This is a genomic window from Phaeodactylibacter sp. (assembly GCF_040219495.1).
Lineage (GTDB): Bacteria > Bacteroidota > Bacteroidia > Chitinophagales > Saprospiraceae > Phaeodactylibacter.
The window spans coordinates 83,684-94,464 of sequence record NZ_JAVJSK010000124.1 but is presented as its reverse complement, the minus strand read 5'-3'; the positions used below and the strand labels follow the sequence as shown (position 1 = coordinate 94,464).

Below are 10,781 nucleotides of genomic sequence, written 5' to 3'. Positions count from 1 at the left end.
TAACTTGAAATAACCTATCTTGGAGTCGTGCCCACATGGATGACTTTTTTGGTCGAACTCTAAAGTTACGAAGTGTGGGCACACTTTTTCGCTGTCACAAAAGCAGAGCGGGAAAATTACTTCAAACCGAACAGCCTAAGTTAAGAGAAGAAGCCAGTGCTGATATCGTTGTGGTTCTAACATTTGGAGAATATATAAGAGAAACTATTTTGGGAGAAGCCGAATTAGCTGTTACAGCGTTTTCTATTTGAATTTAAGAGGAAGTAACGAAACTCATACACAACAGCTATTGATCTCTAAGTAAAGCGTAACCTTTTATTTATAGAGTAAGGAGGAAACAAATAGCTGTTTCCTCCTTGTAAAATCCACACCCGCTCATGAAATATCCAGCCGTTTTTCTAACAACCTTCCTGTATTCTGTTACTATTTTTCTTTTTACCTCCTGTGAGAAAATCAGCCCCCGGCCTGAAAAAAAGTCTAATGCTTCTTACCACCTGAATGGGCTGGATGAAGCACTATGGAAAGGAGCTAGTGCAGTAAAACGAAACTATGTCAAGGATACTTTCAATTTGAATATTCAAGCTTCTGAAGACGGATTTGTGAAAAGGAGTATGTCATTAGACCATTTATTAATTAAAGAAGGTATCCAGGAATTGAGAAGTATTGAAAAGCTAGGTGTTATAAATGACGATAGCCCATCCGCAAGTGTGCGGACCATTTCAGATGATGGCCATGACTTTTTAATTCTGGACTGGTATTACCTGGATACATCCGCTGTAGACAACTGGGTCAATATTATTCAGTATAACAAAGAAACACAGTTTATACAAGGTACGTTTCAGTTTACGGCTATCCGTGATACGGTATTCGTTGGTGGTAATGATTTACCAGATACGATTCAGGTGCGAGAGGGGTATTTTGAAGCCACTTTGGAATAATCGAACCTCTATCCTTTTAACATTCACCCATAAACCGTAGCTACCAATTGCCGGCTACCCCCATGATTGCGGAACTCGCACAGATAAATCCCCTGCCAGGTGCCCAGGTTGAGCCGGCCTTTGGTAATTGGAATGGTAATAGAGGAGCCGATCATCGCTGCTTTGATGTGGGCAGGCATGTCGTCGGGGCCCTCAATGGTGTGGGTGAGGAAGGGGAGGTTTTCCGGCACCACGTGGTTGAAGATGCTTTCGAAGTCCGTACGCACATCCGGGTCGGCATTCTCATTGATGGTGAGGGCAGCGGAAGTGTGTTTGATAAACAGGTGAAGCATGCCGCGGTCGGGCAGGGCACCCTTCAACTGCCGTTGCACTTCAGCAGTGATGATGTGGTAGCCCCGCTCGAAAGCAGGGAGGGCGAATTCGTATTGTTGTACCATGCTGTAAAGTTTTATCGCACCAGCCCCCCAATCAGGCGGATCAGCTCTGTCTCTGTATTTTTAAGGTTGAAGACAGCATTGAGGCGCTGCTGGGAAGCATTGATGTAACTCACCTGTATAGTACGATAATCGAAGCTGTTAATCAAGCCCCCCCGGAAGCGCTCCTCGGCAATTTCCAGGTTGCGGCGGGCATTACTCACCAGGCTTGTGGTTACTTCCACCAGGCGCTTTTGGGTGTTGTAGGTCGCCAGGGTGTTGGCCAACTGGTTATTGAGGGTGCGCTTGAGGTCGCTAATGTTGAGCTGAGCGATGAGTTCCTCCTTGCGGGCATTCTCCAACCGGATTTTACGGGCCCCACCATCGTAGATCGGGTAGGAAGCCGAGAGGTTGAGGAACGGCTGAAAGGTCTTGGCGGCAATCTGCGGGATTTCCTGAATGGTCTCATTCGGGCCGAAACTCAGGGTTTGTTCGCCAAAGGAGATACCGACGTTGTAGGTTGCACCGGCGTTTACCTGCACCGTAGGCTTGAAGGCTGCTTCCTGCAGACGGGTATTGATAGACGACAGCTCCCGGTTGATGTACTCGTTGCGCAGCTCCACGTTGTTGCTTTCCATCTCCTGCTGCAGGTCGGCCAGCTGATAGTCTTCAGCTGCGTAGGAAAGGGTGTCGGTGAGGGTGTAGGAAGTGCCCATATCGTCGATACCCATCGCCAGGTTGAGGTTGCGGATGGCGGTTTCGTAGGCATTGATTTGCAGCACGTAGTTGGTGGAGTCATTGAGGTAAGCATCCTGCGTCTGTAGGATATCGAAGGTGCTCGACTGCCCGAATTCCTGCCGCACTTCCTGATACGCCACGCGGTCGTGGGACAGTTCCAGGACTTCCACCAGCACGTCGAGTTGTTCTTTTTGCACCAGGGCATTGTAATAGGCATTGATGATAGCCTGAATGCTGTTTTGCACCGCCAGTTGCTGGTTGCTCTGGCTCAGCTCTGCCTGCGTTTCCAGCTGCTCTTTGGTAATCTGCACCCGGTAGCCATCGAAGAGGATCATGCTGGCCTCTATGCCCGGTGTGATGCCGGTGTTGTAAGTATTGGCAGCCGTCAGCGGGCCTGCCGGGTTGCTGAGGTTGCGGTAGTTGTTTTGAGAATTGGCCGTCAGGTTGATGGTCGGGACTTTCCCGGCGATGGCCCAGTCGTCATTACGCTCCGCAATATCGGTGCGGGCTTCCGCAATTTTGATCTGGTAGTTGTTGTCCAGCCCCTTTTGGATGGCATCGGACAAGCTGAGGTTTTCCTGAGCCTTTCCCGTAAGGGCAAAAAGCAGCAGTGCGGGCAGTAATGCGAGTTGTATTTTCATGTTCGGCTTATATAAACTTGCGTTCAAAGACATATCGCTTGAGGTAAAAGTTGTAAAAGAATACGACGCCTGTCGCGATCAGCTTAGTCAGGACCTGGTATTCCATAAAAAAGGCAAAGCGGGTCAGCGCATAGACGATGCCCGTGTTGATGCTGAGCCCCACTATGGAAACCAGCACCGAGAGCAGGAAAGCCCGTCGGGCAGAGCCCTGCAGCTGAAATACGAAGCGCTTTTGCATCATGAAATTCAGCACCACCGCACAGGAGTAGGACACGATATTCGCCGGCACCGGCGTCCAGTCCTGATAGTCCACGAGCCAGAGGTAGAGCAGGAAGTCCACCGAGGTGGCTACCGCGCCCGACATGGCAAATTTGGCTTTCATTTTCACCAACTGCGCCAGCGTTTCCCTATTCAGCCTCATGACTTTTCATTTTGGCGGCAAAGGTAGCCCTTTATAATCAACCCAGCATAAAGGATACGGCCCCCGCCACTACGATAACGGTGACCAGCACATACCACAGGAATTCATACCCGGTTTCCCGCCGTACCGCAGGCTCCACTGCTTCGTAGCTGGGCTTCACGCCATTCCAGGCGTAGGAGGTATAGACTTTGAAGCGGTTCATGATGATGAGCAGCACCGGCAACAGCACCAGGATCACCGCCGTGATGACCAGCAGCCCAAAGGAAACGGAAATGGCCATCGGGATGAGGAACTGCGCCTGCAGGCTCTTCTCAAACAATAGCGGTGCCAGTCCGGCAAAGGTGGTGACAGTAGTCAGCACGATAGGCCGGAAACGCGATAGGCCGGTCTCGTAAATGGCATCCATGTGCGAGCGCCCTTCCTCAATGAGGGTGTTGTAGGTGCTCACAAAAACCAGGGCGTCATTCACCAGAATACCGATCAGCGCGATAATGCCCAGGGCAGAGAATAAGCTGATCGGCAAGCCCATGAGCCAGTGCCCCCAGCCCACCCCAATGAACCCGAATGGGATCAGCAGGAAGACCAGGAAGGCCTGCCCGACGGAGCGGAAGGTCAGTGCAATCACAAAAAACATAAGTGACAGCACGATGCCAAATACCGTCTGAATGGAACTGGCCGATTTTTGCTGCTCCCGGTTTTGCCCTTCGTAGATAGCAGAAACGGTGCTGTAACCGCTTATGATTTCGGGTATGATGTTGTCCTTCAGGCTTGCGGTGACATCGCTTACCGACACATCGTTGCTCGATACATCGGCTTCGATCTTCACTTCCCGCTTACCATCAATGTGGTTAATATTGATGACGCCCCGCTTCAGCTCCAGGGTGGCAATTTCCGAAAGGGGAAACGCCCGCCCATCGTCAAAGCGGATGCGCATGTCTTTTAGTTTGTTGATGTTGTCGCGGTCTTCGCGGTCGTAGCGCACCCACACCCGCACCTCATCCTGCCCGCGTTGCAGGCGTTGTACTTCGCTACCAAAGAAGCCACTACGCACCTGACCAACGACATCCTGCAATTTCAGCCCCAGGTATTTGCCCTTTTCGGTGAGCTGAATGTTGACCTCCCGCAGCCCCTCCTGATTGTTGTCCACTACATCTGCCAGCTCAGAAAGCCCCTTCATAGCGGCTTTGACTTCCTCGGTCGCCGCTTTGAGCTGAGTGTAATCCTCCCCAATCAGGGAGATGGAAATGGGCTTGCCAAAAGCAGAGGCTGCCCCGAAGGTGAGCACCTCAGCGGTAGGGATATCGCCCACCATTTGCCGGATCGTATTGGTGACGGCCCGGGCAGTAAGGCTGTCCCGGTTTTCACCATCCAGGATGCTCAGGCTAATGTTGCCCTGATAAGTGGTAGGGCCGAGATTGACCTCCACCCGCTCAATAGCTTGTTTCTCTCCCTTGAAGTAATGCTGGCTCAGGGAGTCATTGGCACGCCAGGCGGCTGCCTCAATCATTTGGAGATTATCCAGGGTGATGTGCTCCCGGGTACCGGCGGGCATTTGGAGCTGTATGGAGATGTCGTCCCGCTCAATAATCGGGAAGAAGGTAGTGCTGATGATCCCCCCGCCAATAGCGCCGCCAGTGATAACCAGCAGGCTAACGAGCACAGCAATTGTAAAAAACTTGTTGTGCATGGCAAACTTCAGGGTCGGCCCATACATTTTGTGGCGCATCCAGTTCATGAACCGCTCGAAGCCTTCCTGGATTTTGTTGGTGTCGCGGTCGGGGCTCAGGGCCTTACTGTGCGCGACGTGGGTGGGCAAAATGACCGCCCCCTCAATGAGAGAGAAAACGAGGGAGAAGATAACCACAATAGCCATCTGCGAGAAGAAGTCGCCCAGCCGCCCGTCAATGAAGAGGAAAGAGGAAAAGGCCAGCACGGTTGTTACAATTGCGGCAAAGACAGCAGGTAGGACCTGCATCGTGCCTTCCAGAGCGGCCTTCATGCGGGGCACTCCGGCTTCGTACTGCTGATAGATATTCTCCCCAATGACGATACCATCGTCTACCAGGATACCGATCACGAGGATCATACCGAACAGGGAGATGACGTTGATACTGACGCCCAGCGCACCCGCTACCAGGAACATACCGGCGAAGGAAATCGGAATCGCAATAGCGACCCAAAATGCCAGGCGCCAGTGCAGGAACATGGCCAGGAGGACCAGCACGATTCCAAAACCTAAAAGGCCGTTTTCCATCAACAGGCTGATCCGTTGCCGGAGCACTTCCGAGCCATCGCGGACGACTGTCGCTTCAATAATGTCGTTGGCCTCATTGAAGTCGATGATGTACTGCTGTACTTTGTCCGTGATGGAAATCATGTCTTCTTCCAGGGTATTCTGAACGGTAACCACCACAGAAGGCACTCCATTAAGGAAGCTGCGGTTGGGCGAGTCGGCCCATTTATCTTGCAGGTCGGCAATCTCATATAATCGCACCACGCTGCCCTCGGCCGTCGTCTTGACGATGATGTCGCGCAGCCCCTCAGCGTAGTATTCTTTGTTGCGGGCGCGCACCAGCAGCTCTTCGTCTTCCCCTTTGATGGTACCGCCGGTGATTTCGATATTGGCCGCCCGAACCGCCTGTGTAGCCTGCTGAAAAGTAAGCCCGTAGGCGCGCAGGTCCTTTTCGCGGAAAGCGATCTCAATTTCTTCATCCGGAAAACCACTCAGGCTTACCTTAGAGATGCCCTCCATTTGCCGGAGGTTTTCTTCCACCTGACGCCCGTAGCGTTTCAGTGTTTTGAGGTTCACGTCACCGCTCAGGGCAAAGCTGATGGCAAAGCCCAGGTTTTCCTGAATGTAGACGACGGGAGGCTCCAGGCCAGTGGGGAAGGAGCTGATCTGGTCCACGGCATTGCGTACATCCACGAGGACATCATCCGTATTAAAGCTTTTGAGGACTTCAACGGTAATGCTGCCGCTGTTTTCGCTAGAGACTGAGGTGTAGCGATCTACCCCCGTCACGCCTTTGAGGTTCTCCTCGATACGTTTGACCACGCCCTCCTCCATCTCTTCGGGAGAAGAGCCCGGGTAGACCAGCTGTATTTTGATGATTTTGCTGGGTACCTCCGGGAAGAAGGTGGACTTCATGTTGAGCAGCCCGGCGATACCGAGCACGAAAAGCCCCACCATGATCAGGTTGGCCGCTACCGGGAATTTGATGAAGTAGTTGACAAATCTTTTCATAATGGAGTTTATTCAGCGCTGCCCAGTTGACCGTTAGAGCCAGCTGCTGCTGATTGGGCGTTTTTGGATTTTTGCTTTTTGCTGATGCGGACTTTCATGCCGTCAAAGGCATCAGGTATAGGCTGTGCCAGGACGGGCGTGCCTGGTTTCAGCCCGCGGATAATGGCGGACTCATCCGTAATTTTAACGACCTCCACTGTTTCCAGCCGGAGTACGGAGTCTCGCACCACAAATACCCCCCGCTGATCATTGAGCAGGTTGCGGGGCAGGGCAAAGGCCTGGTCAATATTGCTGGACACGACGTCACCGCGCAGGTACATATTTTCCCTGAGGTTTTCTCCACTCACACTGATGAACACCCGCACCGTCTGCGTACCGGCGTCCACCTGATCGCTGATGCGGCGGATTTTGCCACTCCAGCTGCCTTCGATGTCTTCAGAATACAGCTCTACCGGGTTACCCACCGCCAGGTATTTCAGGTCGCGCAGCGCCACGGTAGCTTCCAGTTCATAACTGCCCGTGCTCATGAGCTCGCCCAGTTTCTGCCCCGCACGGACTACCGCACCGGAGTTGATGGACGCGGCCGTGATCACCCCGCTGAACGGTGCATAGAGGGCGTATTTGTCCAGCCGCTCTTCCTGGCTTTTGATGGTGTAATACTGACTATACAGATTCCGGGAAGCAATGAAGTATTTCTCCTGGTCATTCACCGGCTCCGGGAAGGCTGCGATGGGCGCATCCACCTCAAAGTTGTCGAGGTAGGCTTTCCAGTGCTGATAGCTTTCCGGGTAATCGATTTTGAGGTCGGGCATCAATTGCGTAATGCCATTGAGCAGGCTGCTTTTTTGGGAAAGCAGGGAAAGCTGAGCTTCCTCCTGATCCACCTTAATGAGCATTGCGCCTTTGGGGAAATAAGTGCCTACCTTGAAGGGGCGTTCTGTTTTTTCGAGGGTGCCCGTCACTTCTGAGAAAAGGTCAATTTTGTCGTAGGCCGACAGCTCGCCCTGAACATCCAGCGTAGTAGGGATGCTGCTGAGGCGGACGTGCAGGGTGTCGACGGTTTTGACCTGTGTGCCGGCGACCTTGGGGCGGGGCGGGTCTTTCTGCTGGCTTAGAAAGCGCGACAGGGCAAAGGCGCCAAGCAGGAGAACAAGCCCTGCAAACATGATGATTCTTCTTGCGGTGATGCTCATAAAGCAGCTTTATTAGTGGCTTTTAATTGTTGATTTTGCAACTTTTATGTATTGGTAAAGTTCTGGTAGATTTGCCATAGCACACGCTGACAGGTGGCCAGATCTTGCTCTGCTATGCCTGCGGTGGCTTCTTTGACTGTTTCTTGTGCTTCGGGCATTAGCTTTTCCCGCAGGGCCCTGCCCCGGTGGGTCAGGTAGATCAGCTTATTGCGGCGGTCTTCCTGATCGGGTACCCGTACCAGGATGTTTGCCTCTTCCAGAACCTGTAGGGCACGGGCTATAGTACCTTTATCCTTAATATTGGAAATGGCCAGGTCCTGCTGCCGTACGCCCTCCTTCATCCACAGATCCACCAGAATGCCCATGTGCTGAGGGGACACCCCCCACTGATCCACTGCTGTGCGGTGCCGGATTTCATGGGCCAGCAACCGACCGACACGATTGGTCAGAAACACCAGTGAGTTAATAGGGAATTCAGCAGAATGATCCATCCAATTAGTTGCGTTTGCAACGAAAACACAGTTGTTTCAATAAAGTTTAAACAGGGGTTGTTTTTTTACTGCCTCAGGAGCGGAACACAAAAATCAGAAAAATGTCAAAAAAAAGAGCAGGTTTTTTGATCCGCCCCCTTTGCATCTCCCGTAAATCAGGGAAAAACAATGGCAAAACATTCAAAAAGAAGCTTGCTGACAGCAAGCGCCCTGGCGATAGGCATGGCTTTGTTCTTTGCATTGGCACTCAACCGGCAGCAGCCTCTGCCCCACGCACAGGTTCAGATGAGCCGTATCGACTTTGCTGCCCCTCTGCCCGGACCGGATGTTCAGGCGGTCAGGGGTGCGGTGATGCAGGTACCTGGTGTAAAACACTGTTATGTCAATCCGGAAGCGGGCACCCTGACGTTTAGCTATGACCTGCGCGAACAGGAGCGCGGGGCGGTCCTGACTGCTGTTCAGCAATCTACAGCTGTGGGGGCGCATCTTTTTGAAGTACCGGCGTCAATGGCAGCGTCAGGCTGCCCGGTCACCGGGCCTAATGCTCCCCTGAGTAAAGCCATAGCGCTGGTAGGCCAGGTCTGGCCATTTTAAAACACCATTTACCATTCCATAATATTTAAAACTGAAAACATGAACACTCGATTATTGATTTTACTGCTTGGCATGGCCTGCCTGACTTTTACGGCCTGTGATAATGATGATGAAGAACCGATGATGGCGGAGGACACCCTCTACCAGAAGCTGGGCGGGACCAATATGGTGGCTGACCCGGCAACGGGCGGCATGATAGAACAGGGCCGCCTGGGTCTACGCTCGGTGGTGGACAGCTCCATTTTTGTGATTGCCGCTGACCCCGTTCTGAGCCCCTACTTCGCTTCCTTACTGTCAGAAGTCGGCAACGGCAACACGACTAACCTGGCTGTGCTCAGCGAAAATCTTACCGACTTTTTCTGTGTCGCCACCGGTGCAGAAAACTATACCTATGATGGTATGGACATGGTCAGTGCGCACGACCCGGCGCAAAATCCCCGAATGGCACAGAAGTCTACGGATGCCGCCTATGATGCGTTTGTCGCTGCGGTAGCCGAAGGGGCTATGCAAAACAACGTACCTGAGGACCTGATCGGGGAAGTGGGCGCGCTCCTGGAGACGTTAAGAGCAGATGTCGTACAGCAGTAACGGGCTCTTAATCTAACGAAAGAAGCCGCTTTGAGCATGAGCTCAAAGCGGCTTCTTTTATTTAACGTAATTCAACCATACTCTTAGTTCAAAGAGAACTGCAGGACGGCATCAGAAGTATTGTGGAACATCAGCTCCGAAATATTCGGGCTCATATACTCGCTCAGGGGCAACTGCGCGATGTTTTCCATTACTTCAAACTCCGAAGTACCGGTCATAATGGCCCACAGCCTGGACCGGTCCATAGACAGGGAATACGCTTTAACTCTTCCGTCTGCCAGCATGGTATTGATGATGTAACGCTGCTTAGGTATGAGCGCCATAAACTCTTCATCAAAAGATTGTGGCAGGTCGAATTCTATCATGAATGTCTTTTTCATCTTGTTGCTTTTAGTCCTGTACTTTTTGGGCAGCCGTCGCATTTATCAACTTTACCCAATGTATGCAAGCACAAATTATTAAGGCAATGTGGTCAGCATTGACGGACCATTTAGTAATGTAAATGCGAAAAGGGGGGCAGATGTTGTCTTCGTGCTGTTAAGGAAGCATTAAGAGCAGGGCAAAATTTGGCAAGAGCAGCCCGAAGTGTAAAGTCCCAACACGCTCTTAAACACTGCAAGCCTTCGGAGAAGTTACACCTTCTTAACCTTGGCAACACCACAGGAGCCCGACTTCGGAGAAGTCGCATGTTTCCCCCAGCCGGGGGGAAGTGTGCCTTCCGCTCATCTCCGAACACCCGGCTTTTCAAACTTTCCAAAGCACTATCGGGTGATGACGATATAATCACGGATCAGCGTTTTGAGAAAGGCGATTGGATCCCGGGGGCGTTCCTCAATATCCAGCAATTCCTGCAATCGGGTGGTCAGTTCCAGAAGTGCTTGGTCGTGGGCTGTGTTGCGGTGGCTGCGGTACCGGGTGAGCATATTTTTAATGAGCAGCATGTCTTCCTCTGCCAGCTGTTGCACCTGCGGATAGGTCAGCTCGTAGTTGTCCAGGGAGTTGATGCCCAGAATATCCGACAGCCCGAACTGCAACTGATGGCGCAGGCGGATGACCGTGGTATTGGCCGTCATATCCCCCAGGCGCTGATTGTTGGTGGAGGAACTGATAAAAATAGCCGCCAAAATACCGGAAGAAAAAACGGCATCAACGATATGAAACACCGCCCGGAGCAGATAATCGCTCAGCCCCGGCTCCTGCCCGTCAATCCGCACCACCCGAATGCCCATAGCGCGCTTGCCCCAGGTCTGCCCATTGGACATAATTTCGGAAAACAGATGGTACCCGATAAATAGGATCAACGGAAAGAGCCCGTACAGGACACCGCCCAGCATGCTGCCCTCAATGGCGTTGCCCAGGATCCGGCCAAAGATCAGGACCACAACCACAAAAAATACCATTAGAATGATAAAGAGGTCGATGAGAAAAGCCATAGCGCGTTCACGAAGCAGCGCGAGCTCATACTCAATGACGACATTCTGAGCGGTCTTGATTTCTATAGTCTTCAAAGCAAATAGACA

General features: G+C 52.1%; 11 protein-coding genes. 3 read left to right on the top strand and 8 right to left on the bottom strand.

Features of this window, described 5'->3' with window-relative positions; all coding sequences use genetic code 11:
* Positions 1 to 377 precede the first annotated feature (377 nt).
* Positions 378 to 938, top strand: a complete 561-nt coding sequence (locus RIC19_RS20040; protein WP_350180143.1) for a hypothetical protein — start codon at positions 378 to 380, stop codon at positions 936 to 938.
* 23 nt (positions 939 to 961) lie between these two features.
* On the opposite strand, the gene RIC19_RS20035 is transcribed toward RIC19_RS20040, so the two are convergent.
* The 6 genes from RIC19_RS20035 to RIC19_RS20010 are packed head-to-tail and all read right to left on the bottom strand — an operon-like array spanning position 962 to position 8,079.
* Positions 962 to 1,375 (bottom strand): secondary thiamine-phosphate synthase enzyme YjbQ, encoded by a 414-nt coding sequence (locus RIC19_RS20035; RefSeq protein WP_350180142.1) that lies wholly within the window; start codon positions 1,373 to 1,375, stop codon positions 962 to 964.
* 11 nt (positions 1,376 to 1,386) lie between these two features.
* On the bottom strand, positions 1,387 to 2,730 hold the full coding sequence (locus tag RIC19_RS20030) for a TolC family protein (RefSeq protein ID WP_350180141.1): 1,344 nt from the start codon (positions 2,728 to 2,730) through the stop codon (positions 1,387 to 1,389).
* 7 nt (positions 2,731 to 2,737) lie between these two features.
* Positions 2,738 to 3,151, bottom strand: coding sequence for a GtrA family protein (locus RIC19_RS20025; protein WP_350180140.1), 414 nt, complete (start codon positions 3,149 to 3,151; stop codon positions 2,738 to 2,740).
* Between the two features lie 37 nt (positions 3,152 to 3,188).
* The gene (locus RIC19_RS20020) at positions 3,189 to 6,395 is read right to left on the bottom strand and encodes an efflux RND transporter permease subunit (RefSeq protein WP_350180139.1); all 3,207 of its coding nucleotides are present in this window, start codon (positions 6,393 to 6,395) and stop codon (positions 3,189 to 3,191) included.
* Between the two features lie 8 nt (positions 6,396 to 6,403).
* On the bottom strand, positions 6,404 to 7,588 hold the full coding sequence (locus RIC19_RS20015; protein WP_350180138.1) for an efflux RND transporter periplasmic adaptor subunit: 1,185 nt from the start codon (positions 7,586 to 7,588) through the stop codon (positions 6,404 to 6,406).
* A 44-nt stretch (positions 7,589 to 7,632) separates the two neighbouring features.
* Positions 7,633 to 8,079 carry a MarR family winged helix-turn-helix transcriptional regulator gene (locus tag RIC19_RS20010; RefSeq protein ID WP_350180137.1) on the bottom strand — a complete coding sequence of 149 codons (447 nt, stop codon included), beginning with the start codon at positions 8,077 to 8,079 and terminating at the stop codon, positions 7,633 to 7,635.
* A 192-nt stretch (positions 8,080 to 8,271) separates the two neighbouring features.
* Here RIC19_RS20010 and RIC19_RS20005 point away from each other — a divergent pair, with 192 nt between their 5' ends.
* Both RIC19_RS20005 and RIC19_RS20000 read left to right on the top strand, forming a co-directional pair.
* The gene (locus tag RIC19_RS20005) at positions 8,272 to 8,673 is read left to right on the top strand and encodes a heavy-metal-associated domain-containing protein (protein WP_350180136.1); all 402 of its coding nucleotides are present in this window, start codon (positions 8,272 to 8,274) and stop codon (positions 8,671 to 8,673) included.
* Between the two features lie 39 nt (positions 8,674 to 8,712).
* Entirely contained in the window at positions 8,713 to 9,261 is a 549-nt protein-coding gene (locus RIC19_RS20000) for a group I truncated hemoglobin (RefSeq protein ID WP_350180135.1), read from the top strand.
* Positions 9,262 to 9,344: 83 nt separating this feature from the next.
* Here RIC19_RS20000 and RIC19_RS19995 read toward each other — a convergent pair whose 3' ends face one another.
* Both RIC19_RS19995 and RIC19_RS19990 read right to left on the bottom strand, forming a co-directional pair.
* Positions 9,345 to 9,641, bottom strand: coding sequence for a hypothetical protein (locus RIC19_RS19995; protein WP_350180134.1), 297 nt, complete (start codon positions 9,639 to 9,641; stop codon positions 9,345 to 9,347).
* Between the two features lie 381 nt (positions 9,642 to 10,022).
* Positions 10,023 to 10,769, bottom strand: a complete 747-nt coding sequence (locus tag RIC19_RS19990) for an RDD family protein (protein WP_350180133.1) — start codon at positions 10,767 to 10,769, stop codon at positions 10,023 to 10,025.
* Positions 10,770 to 10,781: the final 12 nt, after the last annotated feature.

Bases quoted from the DNA above. Each gene is read 5' to 3' on its own strand.
- RIC19_RS20020 (WP_350180139.1), bottom strand. From the start codon at position 6,395: ATGAAAAGATTTGTCAACTACTTCATCAAATTCCCGGTAGCGGCCAAC.
- RIC19_RS20025 (WP_350180140.1), bottom strand. From the start codon at position 3,151: ATGAGGCTGAATAGGGAAACGCTGGCGCAGTTGGTGAAAATGAAAGCC.
- RIC19_RS20030 (WP_350180141.1), bottom strand. From the start codon at position 2,730: ATGAAAATACAACTCGCATTACTGCCCGCACTGCTGCTTTTTGCCCTT.
- RIC19_RS20000 (WP_350180135.1), top strand. From the start codon at position 8,713: ATGAACACTCGATTATTGATTTTACTGCTTGGCATGGCCTGCCTGACT.
- RIC19_RS20040 (WP_350180143.1), top strand. From the start codon at position 378: ATGAAATATCCAGCCGTTTTTCTAACAACCTTCCTGTATTCTGTTACT.
- RIC19_RS20035 (WP_350180142.1), bottom strand. From the start codon at position 1,375: ATGGTACAACAATACGAATTCGCCCTCCCTGCTTTCGAGCGGGGCTAC.
- RIC19_RS20010 (WP_350180137.1), bottom strand. From the start codon at position 8,079: ATGGATCATTCTGCTGAATTCCCTATTAACTCACTGGTGTTTCTGACC.
- RIC19_RS19995 (WP_350180134.1), bottom strand. From the start codon at position 9,641: ATGAAAAAGACATTCATGATAGAATTCGACCTGCCACAATCTTTTGAT.
- RIC19_RS20015 (WP_350180138.1), bottom strand. From the start codon at position 7,588: ATGAGCATCACCGCAAGAAGAATCATCATGTTTGCAGGGCTTGTTCTC.